Source organism: Microbispora bryophytorum, from assembly GCF_006874465.1.
Classification (GTDB): domain Bacteria; phylum Actinomycetota; class Actinomycetes; order Streptosporangiales; family Streptosporangiaceae; genus Microbispora; species Microbispora bryophytorum.
This window is the reverse complement of record NZ_VIRL01000003.1, coordinates 92,603-112,062: the sequence shown is the minus strand read 5'-3', so window position 1 is coordinate 112,062 and position 19,460 is coordinate 92,603. Positions and strand designations below refer to the sequence as shown.

General features: G+C 74.7%; 11 protein-coding genes and 1 pseudogene. 4 read left to right on the top strand and 8 right to left on the bottom strand.

The genetic code is table 11. From position 1 onward, the window contains the following. The first annotated feature begins 42 nt into the window (after nt 1-42). A complete protein-coding gene (locus FLX07_RS08035; protein ID WP_142569894.1) occupies nt 43-726 on the top strand; it encodes an ABC transporter ATP-binding protein in 684 nt (227 codons plus the stop codon). After that, nucleotides 723-1,853 (top strand): annotated as a pseudogene (locus FLX07_RS38820) (hypothetical protein); the annotation flags it as partial. The gene FLX07_RS08035 and the pseudogene FLX07_RS38820, both read left to right, overlap by 4 nt. On the opposite strand, the gene FLX07_RS37550 reads toward FLX07_RS38820, so the two are convergent. Then, nucleotides 1,793-2,227, bottom strand: a complete 435-nt coding sequence (locus FLX07_RS37550) for a hypothetical protein (RefSeq protein WP_229689527.1) — start codon at nt 2,225-2,227, stop codon at nt 1,793-1,795. The pseudogene FLX07_RS38820 and the gene FLX07_RS37550 sit on opposite strands and share 61 nt — an antisense overlap. Before the next feature lie 164 nt (nt 2,228-2,391). On the opposite strand from FLX07_RS37550, the gene FLX07_RS08025 reads away from it, so the two are divergent. Continuing rightward, on the top strand, nt 2,392-3,348 hold the full coding sequence (locus FLX07_RS08025) for an FtsX-like permease family protein (RefSeq protein ID WP_142569150.1): 957 nt from the start codon (nt 2,392-2,394) through the stop codon (nt 3,346-3,348). Between the two features lie 53 nt (nt 3,349-3,401). On the opposite strand, the gene FLX07_RS08020 is transcribed toward FLX07_RS08025, so the two are convergent. After that, nucleotides 3,402-4,442 (bottom strand): sulfotransferase family protein, encoded by a 1,041-nt coding sequence (locus tag FLX07_RS08020; protein WP_142569148.1) that lies wholly within the window; start codon nt 4,440-4,442, stop codon nt 3,402-3,404. Nucleotides 4,443-4,564: 122 nt separating this feature from the next. Then, nucleotides 4,565-5,455, bottom strand: a complete 891-nt coding sequence (locus tag FLX07_RS08015; protein ID WP_142569146.1) for a CDP-alcohol phosphatidyltransferase family protein — start codon at nt 5,453-5,455, stop codon at nt 4,565-4,567. A gap of 154 nt (nt 5,456-5,609) precedes the next feature. On the opposite strand from FLX07_RS08015, the gene FLX07_RS08010 reads away from it, so the two are divergent. After that, nucleotides 5,610-7,190, top strand: coding sequence for a stealth family protein (locus FLX07_RS08010; protein WP_142569144.1), 1,581 nt, complete (start codon nt 5,610-5,612; stop codon nt 7,188-7,190). On the opposite strand, the gene FLX07_RS08005 is transcribed toward FLX07_RS08010, so the two are convergent. The 5 genes from FLX07_RS08005 to FLX07_RS07985 all read right to left on the bottom strand — a co-directional run bounded on the left by FLX07_RS08005 (nt 7,157) and on the right by FLX07_RS07985 (nt 19,411). After that, nucleotides 7,157-8,911: a glycosyltransferase family 39 protein gene (locus FLX07_RS08005; RefSeq protein WP_142569142.1), complete on the bottom strand. Its 1,755-nt coding sequence runs from the start codon at nt 8,909-8,911 to the stop codon at nt 7,157-7,159. The genes FLX07_RS08010 and FLX07_RS08005 overlap by 34 nt on opposite strands. Beyond that, entirely contained in the window at nt 8,908-11,973 is a 3,066-nt protein-coding gene (locus FLX07_RS08000; protein WP_167748155.1) for a bifunctional glycosyltransferase/CDP-glycerol:glycerophosphate glycerophosphotransferase, read from the bottom strand. Before FLX07_RS08000 ends, FLX07_RS08005 begins: the two co-directional genes overlap by 4 nt. A gap of 121 nt (nt 11,974-12,094) precedes the next feature. Further along, nucleotides 12,095-15,562, bottom strand: coding sequence for a bifunctional glycosyltransferase/CDP-glycerol:glycerophosphate glycerophosphotransferase (locus FLX07_RS07995; protein ID WP_142569138.1), 3,468 nt, complete (start codon nt 15,560-15,562; stop codon nt 12,095-12,097). A gap of 46 nt (nt 15,563-15,608) precedes the next feature. After that, entirely contained in the window at nt 15,609-17,375 is a 1,767-nt protein-coding gene (locus FLX07_RS07990) for a glycosyltransferase (protein WP_167748154.1), read from the bottom strand. Then, nucleotides 17,372-19,411, bottom strand: coding sequence for a glycosyltransferase family protein (locus FLX07_RS07985; RefSeq protein ID WP_142569135.1), 2,040 nt, complete (start codon nt 19,409-19,411; stop codon nt 17,372-17,374). The genes FLX07_RS07990 and FLX07_RS07985 overlap by 4 nt, the downstream gene beginning before the upstream one ends. Nucleotides 19,412-19,460: the final 49 nt, after the last annotated feature.

Below are 19,460 nucleotides of genomic sequence, written 5' to 3'. Positions count from 1 at the left end.
GCGGACCGGTTGCCCGCGCCGGACGGCGAGCCGGTCGTCCGCATGACCGGCGTCGTACGCGTCCACGGCGAGGGGACGGGGGCCGTCCACGCGCTGCGGGGCGTCAGCCTGGACGTCGCCGCCGGGGAGCTGGTCGCGGTCATGGGCCCGTCCGGGTCCGGCAAGTCCACCCTGCTCAACCTCGCGGGCGGGCTGGACCGCCCGACGGAGGGATCGGTGCGGCTCGAAGGCCGCGAGCTGCGGGATCTGTCGCCGGAGCAACTGGCGGAGCTGCGCCGCAGGAGCGCCGGTTACGTCTTCCAGGACCTCAACCTCGTCCCGTCGCTGACCGTCGCGGAGAACGTCGCGCTGCCGCGCGAGCTGGACGGCGTCCGTACGGCGAAGGCCAGGCGGGAGGCCCTGGCGGTGTTGAAGGAGGTCGGGCTCGCCGACCTGGGCGACCGGTTCCCCGACGACCTGTCGGGCGGCCAGCGCCAGCGGGCCGCGATCGCCCGCGCGCTGGTCGGGGAGCGGCGGCTGCTCCTGGCGGACGAGCCGACCGGCGCCCTCGACACGCGGGCGGGTGACGAGATCATCCAGGTGCTCCGGCAGCGGGCCGACGCCGGGGTCGCCGTGCTGCTGGTCACGCACGAGCCGCGCTACGCCGCCTGGGCCGACCGCGTCGTCTTCCTCAAGGACGGGCAGATCGCCGACTCGGCGGCCGCCGGGACGGAGACCGCCCGATGAAGGGCGTCAGGGCCGCGTTGCGGATCTCCCGCCGCAACGCCCGGCGGTCGACGTGGCGCAGCGCGCTGATCCTCGCCATGATCGGGCTTCCGGTCGCCCTCGCCTCCTTCGTGCTGAGCGCCCTCTTCGGCCCGGGGCCGCTTCCCGACCACGGGCACTACCCCCTCGGACAGGCCGGCGCGCTGGTGACCGGCGCCCACGAGTGGGCGGGCCTCACCCAGGACGCGTGGGGAAACAGCGACTCCCGGCAGCCCGGGCGCGATCAGACGCCGTTCACCCCAGCCGAGATCGCGGCGCTTGTCGGCCCCGGCAACCGGATCGTCCCCTTCGCTCAGGCGTACGTCCGATACCTCACGCCGCAGGGGTATGGCACGGGGGAGATCCGTCAGGTCGATCTGAACGATCCGATGTCCCGTGGCACCTTCCGGCTGATCGAGGGCAGGCTTCCCACAGCTCCCGGCGAGGCCGTCGTGTCCGCCGCGCGGCTGGATTCGGCCGAGGACGCGGCTCCGGGGGTCACGCTCTACGTGGGCGAGGAACGCCGGCCACTCCGGATCGTCGGCGTCGCCCTGTTCGACCTGGCGGGGATCGAGCCCGCGTTCGCGGCCTTCCCCGGCAGCCTGCCCGACGCCGCCTTCGGACCGGTCGATCCCGGGCTGATGTCGCGCGGCTGGCTGGTGGACTCAACACGCCCCGTGACGTGGGCGGACGTGCGACGACTCAACGCACGCGGCCTCGTGGTCGTCAGCCGCGCCGTCGTCGACGCGGCGCCGCCGGACGAAGCGCCGTCGCGTGTGCGCGTGTCCTCCATCGCGCAGACCGCGCCGTGGGTCGCGATCATGCTGCTGGAGGTCGTCCTCCTGGCCGGGCCGGCCTTCGCCGTGGGACGGCTGCGAAGGGCGCGCGAGTTCGCGCTCGTCGCCGTCCAGGGCGGCTCCCCCGCCCATCTGCGGACGATAGCGCTCGCCGACGGCCTGCTGTTCGGCGTCGCCGCCTCGGTGTCCGGCGCGGCGCTCGGCGTCGGCGCGGCCTGGCTCGCGCGACCGCTGCTGGAACGGCGGGCGGGCTACCTGCTCCCCCCGTTGGCCGTCCCCTGGGCGGCGGTCGCGACGGCCGCGGCGCTGGGCGTCGTCGCGGGACTGCTGGCCGCCCTCGCCCCCGCCGTCTCGGCGAGCCGTACGGACCCCGTCGCCGTGCTGTCGGGCAGGCGCGAGCGAGGCCGCGAGCGCGCGGGCCGGCCACTGCTCGGGATCGTGCTCGTCGTGGCGGGCACCGCGGCGACCATCGCGAGCGCGGGCCACGAGCTCGGCTTGATCGCGGCCTCGGCCCTGGTCACCCAGCTCGGCCTGGTGGCCCTGACGCCGGTGCTCGTCGCGGCGGTCGCCCGGCTCGCCGCCCGGCTCCCCCTGCCGCTCCGGTTCGCCGCCAGGGACGCCGTGCGCAACAGGGGCCGCACGGCGCCCGCCGTCGCCGCGGTGATGACCGCGGTCGTGGCGCTCACGGCGGTGGGGGTGACGTGGCAGAGCCGGCTGGCGCAGAAAACCGGCGTACGCGCAGGACTACCCCCAGGCGCCGGCAGGGGCGCTGTGGATCGCCGGGCCGGACCTCACTCCCGGGCTCTGGGATCGCGTCCGGTCCGCCGTACGCGCGGAGCTGCCCGCCGGCGTGCCCCTGGTCGAGGCGCGGATGCTCGCGACGAGCGCCGGGGCCCCGGTGTACGCCTCCGTGCCGGACGACGCCTCGGGAACGAGCAGGGTGGAGTGGTTGGACGCGAGCCGGTCCGGAGGCCTTCTGGTCGGGAACGACGACCTGCTCCGCTACGTGATGCGGCGCGACGACCCTCGCGCGGCGGCGGCGCTGCACGAGGGGAAGGCCGTCGTGCTCAACCCCGCGGTGATCCGGCAGGGGCAGGTGAGTATCGACGTGCCGCCCGCCGCCGGGCCGGACGACCCGGCGCCGCTCACGCTGCCCGCCGTCGGCACGCAGGCCACCGGGGAGGGCTGGGCCCGCGCGGTCGTCGCGCCCGAGGTGGCCGCGAAGCACGGGTACGGCACCGTCACCGCCATGCTCGTGGTGGATCCCGCGGACTTCCGCGTCCCGAGGGCGACGGCGGACCGGATCACCGCGAAGGTGACGGGCATCACCGGCAAGGCCACCGTGCGGCTCGAAGTGCCGGAGCCTCCCGACGACACGCTGCTCCTGGTCGTGCTGGGCATCGCCGCGGCCGTGCTCGTGCTGGGGATGACGTTCGTCGCCACCATGCTGGCCGCCGCCGAGGCGCGCCCGGACCTCGAGACCATGTCCGCCGTGGGCGCGGCGCCGCGCGTGAAGCGGGCGATCGTCGCCGGGCAGGCCCTGGTCATCGCGCTGCTGGGCTCGGTCGCGGGCGTGCTCGCCGGTTTCGCTCCGGGCATCGCCGCGGCCCGATACCCCGACTCCCACCCGGCGGTGTTCCTGCGCGCCGACGGAGTGACGACGATGGTGCCGGCGGACACCCCGGTGATCGCGATCCCCTGGGCGCTCGTCGGCCTGCTCGTCGTGGCCCTTCCCCTGCTGGCCGCGCTCGGCGGCGCCGCGTTCACCCGGTCGCGCCTGCCGCTCCCCCGGCGGAGGGCGACCTGACGGTGGGGCCATGTGGTCGCCCCCCGCCGGCCGCCTGGCTCGAGCAGGGGATGTCAGCGGGGGAGCAGCTCGTACGAGCGCTGCTGGGGCAGCCCGGCGAGCCGCCGCTGGCCCTCCGTCAGCAGCGCGGCGATCGGGCCGGGCTCGCGCAGCCGGGTGAGCCGGTCGCGGTTGTACTTGCGCAGCCGCGCCGCGCGCCGCTTGGCCCCCGCCGCCTTGAACGCGGCGACGTGCTCGCGGTCGGGCTTGCGCGCGCCGCTCAGCTCGTAACCGTAGGCGGCGAGCCGCTCGCCGAGCACCTCCTCGCACAGCGAGATCTCCCAGGGCTCCAGCCGGGAGGCCCACTTGCCCGAGTGGGCGGTGGTCACCTCCTCGTGCGTGTTGCTGTGCCACACCTTGTGCTTGGGCACGGCCAGCTCGGCGATGTGGCGCGGATCGCACATCGCCGGGTCGTACTCCTCGCCGATGAAACCGCACAGCTTCTTCAGCTCGGTCTCCGGGTCGGCGGTGAGGTCCTCGTACCGCAGCTCGTAGAAGCTGTCGGCCGGCAGCTTGCGCGCGTGCTTGCGGCCGAAGTCGACGGCCTCGGCCCAGTTGGCCATCGCGTGCACCGCGTCCGCCTTGTACCAGGGCATCTGCTTCAGCGAGGCCACACAGTCGCGACCGTCCCTGACGAGGTGGACGAACTGCGCGTCGGGGAACATGCGCATCAGCATCTCGACGTGCCGGTAGTAGCTGGGCCGCTTGTCGCCCCAGCGCGGCTTGCCGAAGCGCTCGGCGTAGCTCTTGAAGACCATGCCGACGACCGAGCCGAAGCTGCCCGGGCCGAGCATGGCCGCCTGGACGAAGTCGGGACGGCTCAGCCCGAGCTCGTGGAACTTCGTGGTCCGGCCCTCGGCGATCCAGGTCGCCAGCCTGCGCCTGTTGTCGGCCAGCCGCATGTCGCCGTACGTCCGGCGGGAGAAGTAGGCCGGAACGAGGAACCGCGTCTCGGGCGGGACCGCGATGCGCGGGTGCGAGTGCAGCATGAGCTGCAGCATTGTGGTGCCGGAGCGCGGGCAGCCGACGACGAAGACAGGTCTGTCCGAATGCATAAGTTCTATCCCCCGTGGTGAAATTGCCAGACGTCAGGCCGCTCTCCCCCGAGCGCGGCTTGTGACGCGGGTCCTACGGCGTCACGCCGTAACGTGCGTGCGGAATCGGCCGGAACGGCCGGTCAGACAAGGATCTTCTGTTTCTCGGCGGCGGTGCTGGGCACCTGCCTCGCGGCCAGCCAGACGCGGTAGACGAGGCTCATCTCGAACGTCAGCAGCAGCGCGCCGGCCACGACCGAGACCGGCACCATGGCCCTGGGACCGAACAGCGGGCCCACGACGAAGACCGCGGCGTGGAACTCGATGCCGCTCACCACGTGGGTGCGCACCCGGTGCCGCACCAGGAAGACGCGGAACCGGTCGTACCAGGGGAAGCGGGCGTGGAACGCCTTCTGCAGGTCGACCACCGTCGCGCCCTCGTCGGTGGCGACCTCGCCGAACTCCGCGGCGGCCTGCTCCAGCTCGCTGCGCGGCCTGGAGCGCAGGACGCTCTCGGCGAGGACGTACTGCCCGTCCAGCCGCGCGTAGAGCAGTGCGCGGGTGGCGTCCTTGACCCGCTTCAGCTGCGGGCCGTTGATATAGCGGAACAGGTCGAGCACGACGACGCCGACGGCGGCGAGCACCACGTCGGTGTCCCCCGTGCGGGTGTATTCCCCGAACCCCCATCCGAAGGCGCAGCAGACCACCCGCACCCGGTCGCCGACATAGTCGAGCCACAGACCGAAGGGCGTCCCCGTGCCCTTGAGCCTGGCGATCTTGCCGTCCATGCAGTCGACCGTGAAACTCAGATAGAACAGAACCGCCCCGGCGGCGAGCATGCCCTCCGTGAAGGCGGCCGCCGAGGCGAAGCCGATCAGCATGGACAGCCGGGTCAGCCCGTTCGGCGTGATCGATGTGTGATTGGCCACGAGCAGCGCGAGCCGGCAGGCGAGCGGATCGACCATGAAGACGGTCCACCACGAGTCTCTCGGCTTGCGCGTCGCGAGTATGTCGTCCAGCGTGAAGCCTCCCATGCAGGCAAGAATGACTACAACCGGTAGCCGTTGGCCTGCTCTTCGGTAACAGGCAGGGAATCTCATTGCCGGTTCTTGACCGTTCCCCTCGTGTACGTAAACCCTGCGCCAATCCGGTCGCCGATCGGTTACAGTCCGTGGTCGAGGGGGAACCATGCCCGTTGTCACGTTGTACCGGCGGCTGCAGGGGCGGCTGCCGTCGCGGGAGCCCGCACCGCGGGCCGCGCTCATCCGGGCGGACGCCGGTCCGCTCCAGGCCCAGCGCGAGACGCTGGACGTGGTCTGCGCCCTGCTGGCCGAGGCGAAGGTGCCGTACTTCTGTGTGCGCCCGCTGCCCAACCGGCCGCCGGTGATCGCCGTACCCGAGGACGACCGCACGCGCGCGTTCGCCGCGCTCGTGGCCGGCAGTCAGCCGCTGTTCGCGGCGCGGCAGCCGTACGGCAGGCAGGGGGCACGGACGCGCCAGACGGACGCGGGCCGGATGCGCCCGGTGCGGCGGGCGGCGGCGCTGCTCGGCGACGCCAAGGTCGTGCGGCTGGCCATGTATTTCGCCAGCCCGTCGCGCACGCTGATGCTCGGTCCCGAGAATGGGTGCGACCTGGAGTTCTGGTCCCGGGAGGGCGACGAGCTGGTCGCCCCGAGGCCGAACCCCGCCTGCGACCGCGTCCCCGCCGACGGCCCCGCCGTGGACGGCGGCGAGGAGCTGTTCACGCCGCTGGCGTGCGCCGCCCGCCGCGCCCGCGCCTACCGCACCCGCCCGGAGTTCGTCCGGCGGCTGCTGGACGACATCGACTTCCCGATCGACGCCGTCTACACGTGGGTCGACGGCGGCGACCCGGCCTGGCGGGCGCGCCGCGTCCGGGCCGAGCGCGACATGGCGCTGCGCACCGGCGCGCCGCTGAGCGAGATGGCGACCACGGAGGCCCGGTTCACCAGCAGGGACGAGCTGCGTTACTCGCTGCGCTCCCTGCTGATGTACGCCCCCTGGATCAACCGGGTGTGGATCGTCACCGACGGCCAGACGCCGTCGTGGCTCGACACCACCCACCCCCTGGTCGCGGTGGTCGACCACAAGGAGATCTTCACCGACCCGTCGATGCTGCCGGTGTTCAACTCGCACGCCATCGAGACGCAGCTTCACCACATCGACGGGCTCAGCGAGCACTTCCTGTATTTCAACGACGACTTCTTCCTGGGGCGGCCGCTGCCTCCCCGGACGTTCTTCGAGGGCAACGGGATCACCCGCTTCTTCCCCAGCACCGTCCACGTGCCCTTCGGCGTGCCGGAGACCGAGGAGTCCCCGGTCCACGCCGCGGGCATGAACAACCGGCGCATCCTGGAGAACCTGACCGGCCGCACGATCACGCAGAAGCTCAAGCACGTGCCGTACGCGCTGCGCCGGTCGCTCATGTACGAGCTGGAGGGGCGTTTCCCGGCGGAGTTCTCGGCGACCGCCCGCAGCAGGTTCCGCACGTCGCGGGACATCTCGGTGGTGTCATCGCTGGCGCACTACTACGGCTACCTGAGCGGGCGGGCGGTCCCGGGCACGGTCGACTACACCTACGTGGACCTGTCGCTGCCGAAGACGCCGGCCAAGCTGCGCCGCATGCTGGCCCGGCGCAGGCACGACGTGTTCTGCCTCAACGACACCGCCCCCACGACCCCCGACCAGGACGCGCTGCTGGCGCGGTTCCTGGACGCCTACTTCCCCACCCCGGCGCCGTTCGAGCGGTGAGCGTGCCGCAGGACGTACCGGTCCACGAACAGGCCGCGGAACGTCCAGCGGCCGGCCGGGGCGAAGGTACGGGTGACCAGGGCGCGCCGCCGCGCGGGCAGCACGTTCTTGCCCGTGTGGCCGACGACCCAGAGCGTGCGCAGCCCGTCGAGCCGGGCGGCGAGCACCCGGGCGCCCACCTCGCGGCCGGGGAAGCTGCCGTCCTGCTCGGGTGACCGGGCCAGCGCCACGTCGCGGAGCCTGCCGAAGACCGACGGGTAGACCGTTTCGTACTTCCTGACCTTGGCGGGGACGAACAGCACCCCGTCGCCCGGCTGCGCCTCGGCCGCGAGCAGCGCCATGACGGGCCGGGGGTCGTCCTGCCTGCCGTCCGGCCCCCGCGTGGCGAGCTGCCCGGGAACCGACAGGCCGAGCCAGGCGGTCAGCACGGCGGCGGCGAGGCCGGGGGGCAGCGCGGCCAGGCCCGCCCCGGCGAGCAGCGCCGCCGCGGGGACGCAGCAGAAGACGTAACGGAACACGTACACGGGATGGACCGTCCACGAGGCCGCGAGCAGCACCAGCGCCGGAACGAGCAGCCACGGCAGCGTCAGCCGTACGAGCGCGGCGGGCGTCCCGGCACGCTCGTGACCGGGCGTCTCCGCACGCGCGCCGGGCCCGTCGGCACGTCCTGCCGCGGGCTCTGGCGTGTGCTCTTCCCCGGGCTCTGGCGCGTGCTCTGGCGCTGGCTCTTCCATGCGACGGGCCGCGCGGGCCCGGCGGACGCCCACGACCGCGGCGTACGCGAGGCCGAAGAACGCGAGCGCCCAGGTCGGCGGGGCCACCCCGGGGCCCGTCGCCCCGCCGAGGTCGCCGAACAGCTGAACGGCCAGCCTGCCCACGTCGTCCGCCGCCGGCCGGGGGATCCACCCCACCTGCGCGCTCTGCCGGGAGCCGAGCCAGGCCAGCGGCGCCACGGCGGCCAGTGCCGGCGTCGCCGCGCACGCCCACTGGAGCAGCGGTCCCCTCGACAGGATCAGCGCGATGCCGTGCGCCCCCACGACCAGTAACGCGAACAGGTTGAGATAGGCCAGCACGGTCAGCGCCGCCGCGTACGCGGCCAGGACCGCCGACGTCGGCGACCGCAGCACGCGCAGGAACAGCAGGGTCACGCCGACGGCCGCCGCCGCCGTCAGCGCGTACGGCCGGGCCTCCTGGACATACCTGGAGAAGATGGGCATGAGGGCCAGCAGCACGCCGCCGTACAGACCCGCCCGGGGGGCGCCGAGCGCGCGGCCGATCGCGCCGGTCCCGGCCGCGGCCAGCGCGCCCGCGACGACGGACGGGATCCGCAGCGCCACCTCGGCGGTGCCGGACAGCCCCGCGACCATGTGCATCAGCGCGTAGTAGAGGCCGTGCACCGCGTCGACCGACCACAGCAGGTGCGCCAGCTGGGGAAGGGTGCGGCCGACCGCGCTGACGGTGGCCGCCTCGTCCCGCCACGGCGGCGGCCCGCCGAGGTCCCACAACCCGGCGGCCAGCGCGAGCACGGCAGGCACGACGATCACGACGGACAACCGGTCCAACCGGGCGGCGCGCTCGGCCGCCTCCGCCGGGGCCGTCGGCGCCGCAGGGGCCGTGGGCGCCGTGGGGGCTGTGGGCACCGTGGGCGCGGTGCCTCGCGACGGCGCTTCGGCCGTACGGCGGGGCGAACGGCCGGCGGCGTGCCGGGACGGGCGGGTCATGGCCGCACGCGCGCGACCACGCGCGCCGAGGCGTGACCGTCGTCCCACGGGCAGTATCTGCGGGCGAACCCCTCGTAGCGCGCCGCGAACTGCCCGAGGTCGCCGTACCGCAGCACGTCGAGCACGTCGTCGGCGGTCCCGAGGACGGGCCCGGGGGCCTCGGCCTCGAAGTCGAAGTAGAAGCCGCGCACCTCGTCGCGGTAGTGCTCCAGGTCGTGCGTGAAGAACACCATGGGCCTGCCGGTGCACGCGAAGTCGAACATCGCCGACGAGTAGTCGGTGACCAGCACGTCCGCGGCGGCCAAGAGATCCGCCATGTCGGGAAATCTGGAGACATCGCGGATGCGATCGCCGTTCGGGATCGTCATGTCCCGCGCCACCAGGTAGTGCGCCCGCACGAGCAGCAGGTCGTCGTCGCCCAGCGCCCCCGCCACCCTGACCGGGTCGAGCGCGAGCCGTCCGCCGGTGTCGTCGTCCCGCCACGTCGGCGCGTACAGGATGATCCGCCGGTCGCCGGTCAGGCCAAGCCGCCGCCGGGCCGCGCGGGCGCGAGCGGGATCGAACAGCAGGTCGTTGCGCGGGTAGCCCGACTCCAGGATCTCCCCCTCGTAGCCGAACGCGCCGCGCAGCGCGGAGGTGGCGAACGGGCTCGGCGACAGCAGCAGATCCCAGGTCGCCACCTGCCGCGCCAGCTCGTCGCGCGGCACCCGCTGCGCGTACGGCATGCCCTCCAGGTCAAGCCCAAGGCGTTTGAGCGGCGTGCCGTGCCAGGTCTGCACGACCGTCTGCCCACGCGGCTTGCGATACCACCCCGGCTGCGTACGCCGGTTCGCCACCACGAAGCGGCTGGTGCGCAGCGCCTCCTCGTGCTCGCGCGAGCCGTACAGGACCAGGCGCACCCCCGGCGGGACCGCGAACTGCCCGTCCCGGGTGACCCAGACGATCTCCATGCCCGGGTGGCGGCGCGCCAGCTCCTCCGAGACGGCCCGGGGATTGCAGGAGTACTGCCCGCCGCCGTAACTGTCGAACACCGCCGCGTCCCGCAGGGTCGTGCGGCGCGGCGCCACCGCCCGCCGCCTGCGCGTCGCGTACGGCCCACGCTCGTGCGGGCCGAGCGCGGGGCGCACCGCGAGGCTCAGGTCGCCGTCGCGTGAGGTGCGGACGGAGATCTCGTGGAACCCGGTGACGCGCGGCCGCGGCGGGTCGGCGATCAGGGCCGCGCTCAGGCGCACGCGCGCGTCCGTGCCCTCCGGTGACAGGGTGCCCTCCGGTGACACGGCGCCCTCCGGTGACAGGGTGCCCTCTGGTGACAGGGTGCCCTCTGGCGACGGGGCGAGCACCCGCCAGGTCCCGCTGCGGAGCGGGAGTCCCTCGGCCGTCCTGCCGACGGCGGCCGTCCACGTCTCCTCGTCCTGGCGGACCGGCCAGGAGTGCCGCTCCGCCCCGCGCTCCAGCACGATCCGGCCGGCAGGGCACCGGCCCGTCCCCTCCAGGACCAGCTCGCCGGACTCCGTCCACCGGATCGTGCTTATTTCGCCGCCGGACTCCGTCCGCCGGGCCGTGGCCATTTCGCCGCCCGGATCGGGACGCGGGCCGCCGCCGGTGCGGGGGCCGAGCGTCAGCCCGCGGTCACGGGTGAGGGAGACGCGCGTGTTTCCGGCGTCGAAGACGCGCTCGCCCGGGGCTCCGACCGCCCGGCCCGTCCGGGTCACGCCCCGCGCCCGGACCCGCGCGTGCAACGCCCACCGGCCGGCGGGCAGGGTGTCGAGGGCGATCACGGTCTCGAAGCCGGAGTCGTCGTGGCAGGCGACCGACTGGCGGGAGTCGGCGGTCACGTCGGGCCTGCGGGTCCGCCGCACCGGCAGAGCGATCCGCTCCTCCCCCCGCTGAAGCCACAGCTCGATCCGGCTGCGCCCGCTGTCCAGGTGGGCGATGTACGCGTGGCCGGCCAGGGCCAGCCTGTCGTCCGCGTGCCGTACGTCGTCCACGCAGGCGACGAGCCGCAGGTCGTGGGTGGCGTCGAACAGGGAGCGCGGGAGCCGGGGATCGCGGCGGAAGGGGTAGTCGAGATACCAGCGGCGGGGCCGCAGCCCCCGCCGGAGCACGCCCCGGTGCCTGATCTCCGACGCGGCGAACGTCCGCAGCTCCGCCAGCTCGCCGGTCATGCCGCTGGCGGCGAGGTGGATCTGCAGCCGCCTGAGGACCGGCAGCCGTTCCACCGCTTCGGGGTCCAGGCGGCCCAGGCGGCCCAGGATCTCGGCGGGCGCGTCGGGAACCGGGTCGCGTACGGACCCCAGCACGGCGTCGAGGTCGGGGCCCTCCGCGAGGCGCAGGTCGTAGGCCGTGCGCAACTGCGGTGCGTGCCGTCCGAGCAGGTCCGACACCTCCAGCATCGCCTCCAGACGGCGCAGCGGATCGGCCGGCGGCCGGGACCCGCGCGTGAGGCAGACCACGTCGCCGAGCACGTCGGCCGAGGTGGACAGCACGTGCGCGGGAATCGTCACCGGGAAGTCCTCGCCCAGGCCCGCGAGGAAGGCGAACCCGTGCCGGTTCCAGAACTCCCGGCGGAAGACCGTGCCGCCCGCCCGCGGGTCGTCCAGCAGCTTCGGATGCCGGGTGATGTGCGTGCGCAACCGCGCCCTGCCCTTCGGATCGCCCTTCTGATCCGGGACATCCGCCGGCGTGGACGTGTGGTCCGGCGCGTACGGCGTCCAGGCGCGGATCCGGCCGCAGGCGAGGTCGGAGCCGGTGTACTCGAGGGCGCCGACCAGCGCGCGGTAGGCGTCCGCGGGGACGACCGAGCCGGGGTCGGCGAAGGCCAGGTAGCGCCCGGTGGCGAAGGACGCGCCCGCATTGCGCGCCGTGCCGGGGTCGTCGCCGCCGTCGCCGAGAGTGAGGAGTGTGAACCTGTGGTCGGGCGGGCGAAGGCCCCGTGGACGGCCGACGAGGATCACCTCGATGTCGTCCAAGGTCTGGTCGCGCAGGGATTCTAGGCACTCCTCGGCGTGTTCCTCTCCGCCGTGCAGGGGAACGACCACCGAGAGCCTGGCAGGCACCGTCACGCCGTCAGGATGCCGACGCGGGACGGCACGCCACCCGGTCCATCCCCATTGCCTTACGGTCGCTTGGCCAGCTCTTGACCCGCGAGGGCCGCCAGACCGCGGATCTCCGGGTTCGCGGCGGTCAGCCGAACAGGGCGTCCGCCACCCGGCGGGCGGCCTGCCCGTCGACCATCGGGCGATACCTCGCCAGGAACGCGGCGTACGCGTCCCGGTGCTTGGCCGCGACCTCGCCGAGGTGCGCGAGCGCGTCGAGCACCTCGTCTTCTCCCCCGGCGCCACCCCAGGCGTTACCGTGCAGCACCGGCCCCGGCGCCTCGGGCAGCAGCCACAGGTCCCGCGGCCGGCCGGCGTGCAGGAGCACCGGGCGTCCCGTCACGGCGAAGTCGAACACCGCCGCCACGTCCCCGGCGATCAGGACGTCGGCGGCGAGGTACAGCTCGTGCGGGTCGGGATGGCCGCTCACGTCCCGCAGGCGGACGCCCTCCGTCCCGGTCCCCGCCGGATGACGGACCAGCAGGACCTCGTCGCCGGTGAGTCGCGCCGCCAGGCGTCCGGCGTCGAGTGTGTCGTGCTCCCCCGCGACGTACAGCAGGACGCGGGCGCGGCCCGGCAGGCCGAGGCGGCGCCGCACCTCGGCGGCGCGCTCCCGGGCGCCGGCTCCGGTCAGCAGGTCGTCACAGGGCAGGCCGGTCTCCAGCACCTCTCCCTCGAAGCCGAACGTGCGCCGCAGCAGCGGCGTCCACCATGGGCCCGCGGAGACGAGATGGGTCCACTGACCCGCGCGGAAGCCGTCCGCCGCACCGGTCGCGGAACCGCCGGCAGAACCGGCGGCGGGGCGATCGCAGGAAGAACCGTGCACCGAGGCACCGGCCGCGTGCACGGGCTGCTGCCAGGTCTGCACGACCACCTGGCCGGGCCTGCGCTCGAACCACGGCGGCAGCGGCGCGTCGGTGACGATGTAGCGGCACCGGGCGAGTGCCTCGTAGTGCTCCCGTCCCGACGTGCGCACCGGTTCGACGTCGCCGGGCAGGGCGACCTGGCCGTCCCGCACGTTCCACAGCAGGGGCAGGTCGGGTTCCCGGCGGCGCAGTTCCTCGCAGACCGCCCTCGGACTGCCGCCGAAGCGGGTGCCCGCGCCGCCGTCGAACAGGACGGCGTCCCGCAGCGGCCTGTCCCTCATCTCGGGATAGGTCCTCGTGCGCAGCACCCGCTGGGCCTTCCTGCCACGCTCGTCGCCGGTCAGGTCGCCGCTCACGGTCAGCACGGCCCGGCCCGGACCCGACATGACGATCCCGAACGTGCGGCGGGCCGTCTGGTGGGCCGCCGGCACGTCCGTGTCGAACTCCAGCGGCAGGTCCGTCCACTCTCCCCCGGCGGCGCGTGCCCGGACCGCCAGGGCGTACCGGCCGCGCGGCAGCGGCAGCGGCCCGGCGGGCGAGCCGGCCTGCTCGGGGGTGAGCCGCGCCCGGAAGCGGGTGCCCGCTCCCTCGATCGGCAGCAGCCGCTCCGCCCGCCCCGAGGTGCTGGAGCCAAGGGCGGCCACCACCAGCGCCGACATCTCGTGCGGCACCGCGAGGCCGCCCTCGATGAGCAACTCGCCGCCGCCTCCCCGGTGCGCGGGCAGCCATTCGGCGAGGTCGGCGTACGCGGCGACGGGCTGGTCCCGCAGCACCAGGCCGCCGGTGCGGTCGCGGGTCACGACGACCTCGCGGCCGGCCAGGCCGTACCGGCCGGTGGGCACGTCCTCGGCGACGGTCACGGGCGTCACGGTGCCGTCGGCGGCCCGCACCTCGACCTCCCACCACGCCTCGGGCGCGGCGACCTCCGCCGGCACGGCGATCCACGGGGCCGGGGACGCGGGCAGCAGGTCCCGCAGGTCGACGACGGCCTCGAACGTACGCCGGTCGACGTGCACGGGATAGACGCGGGGAACGCCTCCGGGGCGCCGGGTGACTTGGAGCACCGGGCTCGGGCCGAGGTCGTTGACGACATGACCCACCAGGCGCAGGCGGTCGTCGCGCACCTCCCGCGTGACGACGCGGGCGGTCTCCCGCTCGGCCCGCAGCACGAGGACGCCGGTCTCCCCGAGCAGCGGCGCGACGTAGTGGTCGGGGCCCACGGTGCGATAGCCCGCCTGCTCGACGGCCGAGGCGTCGGCGCGCGGGTCGGTCAGCCGTCCGCGCCGCAGGACGCCCCGGTGGAGCACGCGCAGCTCGACGTGCCACCGCCCGAGCCGGCCGGGCCTGGCCAGCGCGGCGGGGTCGATGGCGAGCCGGAAGCCGCCCCAGTCGCGCTCCTTCGACTTCGTGGATACCCGGGTCCTGATGACGGAGGCCGGCACCCGGACGCGCTTCCCCGTGCGCTCGTGGACGAGGGCGGCGAAGACCTGCTGGTGGACCCGCCGAGTGGGGCGCAGGAACGGCGAGGCCGCGCGTCCCTCCACCACGAGCACGCCGTTCTCCCAGCGGACCGCGTCGATGCGGTGCCGCGGGACGAGTTCGTCCCTGGCCCGGGTCACGGCGGCGGGGATCTCGCGGTCGGCGGTGCGGGCGAAGGGCACGTTCAGATGGTGGCCGCCCATCCTGCGGACGAGCCGCCGGTCCGGTGTCGTCTCCCGGTCCCAGGCCAGGACCTCCAGCAGGTCGGCCGGGCGGCGCAGCCGCACCAGATGCCACTGCAGCCGCCGCAGCGCGGGCAATCCGTCGAGCACGGGCGGCGCCACGTCCTCCAGGTACAGGCCGGCGAGGTCGAGGAACCGCTCCCGGAACGCCGGGGAGGCCTGGTCGAGCACGTCGAGGAAGTTCGTGAGGTCGCCGTCGAGCACGGCGTGGTCCCAGGCGTGGATGTGCGCGGTGAAGTTGTGCTCGCTGAGGAAGCGGCGGACCTCGGTGACGGCGGCGAACCGGTCCTCCAGATGCGCGGCTCGCGTCTTGTCCTGGGTGATCGAGCGGCCGCCGCCCTCGCGCCGCCGCCACAGGTAGACCGGCGTGGGCAGCACGTCCACGGCCCGTGCCAGGAAGTGGGCGCGCAGGGCCACCGCGATGTCTTCGTAGAGCACGCCTTCGGGAAAGGCGAACCCGTGGGCGTCCCAGAACGAGCGGCGCCACAGCTTGTTGGTGACCAGCCGGTCGCGCAGGAGCGCGTGCGCCCGGGTGATGTGCGTGGCCGCGGCGGCGTCGGCGAAGACGGCCCGGTGCATGGCCGACTGGCGGGCGCCGCGCCCGTCGAGGCGCAGCACGTTGCCCGCGGCGAGGTCCGATCCCGTCTGTTCCAGGGATGCCAGGAGGCATTCGAGGGCGTGCGCCGGCAGCAGGTCGTCGCCGTCGAGGAACATCAGGTGCTCCCCGGTCGCGTGCCGAACGCCCGTGTTGCGCGCCGCGCCGAGCCCCGCGTTGGCCTGGCGGACCAGCCGGAACCTGCCGTCTCGCGCCGCGAAGCCGGCGGCGATCCCGGCGCTGCCGTCGGGCGAACCGTCATCGACCATGACGACCTCGATGTCCTGCCAGGTCTGCGCGGCGACCGAGGCCAGGCAACCGGCGAGGTACGGTTCCACGTCGTAGATCGGGATGATCACGCTGAGGCGGGGCACGGGCGGTCCTTAGGGTCGGCGAAGCGGCGGGCGGAAAACGCGCGGCTCAGGCCGGGCGCACGAGCGCGCGCAGGCGCCTGCGGAGCCGCCGGGCGGTGCGGCGCAACCGGGCGGTGTGGCGCAGCCGGGCGGTGCGGCGCAGCGGCCTGGGCGCGGAGAGGCTCAGCCCGCCCCGGCGGCGGGGACTGCGACTGCGGAGCGCCCTCGCGGTCCCGGCCACTCCGCGAGCGCCCGCCTCGCCGGTAGCACCAGCGTCACCGCGAGCGCCCCCCTCACCGAGAGCGCCCCTCTCACCATGAGGGCCCGCCTTACCGCGAGGGCCCCTCTCACCGAGAGCGCCCGTCTCACCGAGAGCGTCGGTCCAGGCGCGGCCGGGCGCCGTCGGGGCGAGCGCGGCGGGCAGGAACCCCCATTTGTCGCCCGCGTCCCACACCGTGCCGTGCATCTCGTGGACCAGGTCGCCGAGGTCGTCCCCCGGCCCTGCGCAGTGGCGGGCGCGGCGTATCGCGGCGGTCCGCTCAAGCCGGGCGTGCACGACACGGCCGTCCTCGCGCTCGTCCAGCGCGAGCGAGACGATCCCGAGCCGCTGCCGGTCGGCGTGCTTGACCACCGAGCCGATGGCGCCGCGCGACGGCACCCAGCCGGGCGGGCAGTGGAAGCGGAACGGCACGGGGAAGCAGTCGTCCGGCACGGCCTCGCGGAACCGAACGCGCGGCTCGCCCTGGTAGCACGCGAGCACCAGCCGAAGGTCGAGCGAGGGATCGCCGAGCGGATCCCGCCGCCCGCCGCCGAGCCGTCCCCACGGCCCGACGACCGTCACCCGCACGTCGGGCAGCCGCCCGGCGAGCACGGCGTCGACGGTCGCCCTGACCTCCTCGAACGACGCGTCCCCCACCTCGACCACGACCTCGACGTACGGCACGAGGTAGGTGCGCTGGGGGTGCCTGCGCAGCCAGCGGAAGCTCGGGACGCGCTCGGCGAGGTGGGGCCAGTTGTGCCGCTTCACGTCGGGCTCCCGGCGCATGACGGTGGACCGGCCGAGGTGCCAGCACCGGCTGAGCCGGTCGGGCACGAACACGGCCCCCGCCTGGGCCAGCCGGTAGCCGAGTTCGGTGTCCTCGCCGAGGACGAGCGAGGCGTCCAGCCCTCCGGCGGCGCGCAGCAGGCGGGCGGGCAGCGACGCGGTGGCCCCGACCATGACGGAGAAGGCGCCGAAACCGGCCGTCCGCAGGTCGTCGGTCTGGTCCCAGCGCCGTTCGGTCCACTGCGGCGTGGCGTCCTGCTCGGCGAAGAGCTTGGGCACCGCTCCCGCCTCGACGGCCGCGAGCACCTCGTTCGCCGGGACCTCGTCGAGGCCGGGCACGAACCGCAGGTGCCCGAGCACGACCAGATAGTCGGCCAGATGGTGCCAGCGCATCTGGGCCTCCACGTGCTCGGGGAACAGCACGAGGTCGGCGTCCAGGTAGAGGATCACCTCGCCCTGGGCCGCCTCCGCCCCCGCCGCGCACGCGCTCGCCCTCCCCCATGCCCCGCCGCGCGGGCGGACCACCCGCAGCCGCTCCGGCAGCGGCCCGGCCGCCGACTCGGGCGGCGGCTCCATGGGCCGCTCGCCGTCGTCCACCACCACGACCTCCATGAGGTGGGCCGGGTAGGTCTGCCGGGCCAGGCTGGCCAGCGTCAGCGGCAGCGTGCGCTCCGCGCGGTATGCGGGGATCACCACGCTCACCGTGAGTGTGGGAGTCCATTCCCCCGGCGCGGGTGGCTCTCCGAGCACCCCGTAGTCGTTGAGCGGGATGCGCGCAGCCCCCGTCACGTCCTCACCTCCGCCCGCCATCGGGCACCGTCCTCCATCAGTTCGTTGAAGACCAGCCCGCGCCACTGCTCCTGGTAGGACGCGAGGAACGACTGCACGGGCTGGCGCCAGGTGTGGCCGTACGCGCTGCGGCGGCGCAGCACGTAGCCGAGGCCGTGGGTGCGGTAGATCCGGCCGCCGACTGCCTCCACCGCCTGCAGCAGCTGACCGTCCACGGTCCTCGCCAGCGGCCGGAAGCCGCCGGCCGCCTCGAACGCCGCCCGGGTGACCAGCATCGTGCCCCCGGCCACCAGCGGCGCGAACCGCTCCGTGCCGATGCACCTCCTGATCGTCACGTCGAGCGACTCCAGGTAGACGAACTCCGCGGCCGAGCCGACGAGGTGGGCGCCGCTGTAGCGCCGGGCGAGCAGGAGGTCGGCGAGGTGGTCGGGCCCATACCAGTCGTCGTCGTCCACCTTCGCGAGGTACGACCCGGAGGCGGCGGCCGCCATCCGGTTCAGGACCTCCCCGAACGGCGTCGCGGCGGGGGCCTCGATCACGGTGACCGGCAGCCGCGTGCGGGGGATCGCCGCCTCCCGCGCGGTGAAGCCGTGGAGCCCCACGATCAGCTCGGCGCTCACGCCGCGCTGGCGCTCCATCTGCTCGACCGCGAACGGCACCATCTCCGGGCGTCGCGTGCACAGCAGGATCGAGACCTTCGGATCCGGCGGCACCGGCAGGCCGGCCGCCAGGGCCAGACGCCGCCAGCGGGCGGCGGCCCCGTGCTCGCGCAGCGCGGCCCTGCGCAACCGGATGCTCAGCTCCTCGCGGCGCAGGTCGGACGCGAGCGCCTCGCCGGTCACGGCGGCGAGCGCGGCGGCGAGCGCGGGGCCCAGCGCCCGGTCGCGGGCCGGGTCGGGCGCGGCGAGCACCGGGATCCCGGCGGCCGAGAGGGCGGCCACGACGCGGGCGACCGCGCTAGCCCTTCCCTGCCCCTCCTGCGAGTCGAAGGCGGGCACCTCGATGCCGCGCACCTCCCGCAGGCGGGCGACGTCCACGTCCGTGACCCGCCCACTGGCCGGCAGCCGCACGAGCCTGCTGCCGCCGAGGGTGACGACGAACCCGTCCCGGTGCGCGGCGAGCGCCGCCGTCTCCTGCGAGGGATGCCGGCGGAATCCGATGGGGTTGACCACGGCCTCGTCCAACGGCGGCAGGCCGGCGGCGACCGGGCGGTCGACCACGGGACCGGCACCCACAGAGCCCGCACCCACCGGACCGGCACCTACAGAGCCCGTAACCACAGGGCCCGTAACCGCAGGACCCGTAACCACAGGGCCCGCGATCACAGGACCCGCAAGCACACAACCGTCTGCCTCAGCCCGGCGCAGCGGCAGGTCGCAGCCCGGGGCGTCGCGGCGGTCCGGCACCGGCCCGCCGGGTGGCGTCAGCGTCACGTTGGGGTCGCCGGGCCGCCAGTCGGCGGTGACACCGCCTTCCAGCCCCGCGACCGGGGTGACCGCCTCGCATCCGCCGAACAGGCCGTTCGCGACGTGGGCCACGACGTCACCGGCCGGCACCGGCTCAGTGAAAGCGGCGTCCAGGTGCCAGCCGCGCCCCCGGCGGGAGACCCGCATCTCGGTCAGGTGCCGCCAGCAGGCACCCGGCGCGGCGACCGGCAGCGGCTGGGCCGCCCAGGGCGGCACGTCGGCGACGGCGATCCGCACCCGCGTCGTGGCGGGGAGCAGACCGCGCAGCGGCACCGCCCTGCGCAGGTCGGCCGGGGACCGCGCGGCGAGCACGACGCATCCGATCGCGCCGGTCGCGCCCGGCTCCACGTCCCGGCTATCGCCCCGTGCCGCGTCCCGGCTCTTGTCCCGGCTCTCGTCCCGGCTATCGCCCGCGTCGCCCACCGGAGCTGCCGCAAGGCCGGGGACGGGGACGTCGTCCAGCGGGGTCCAGGGACCGGCGAAGCCCTCGACCAGGCGGCCGAGCAGCATGGGACAGGACTCGAACCCGATCCACGTCCCCCACGCCGACCGGGTGGCGGTTCGCGTCACCCGCCCTCCTCACGCTGCCCGGTTCCTCTTCCGACCGGCCCAGCATCGC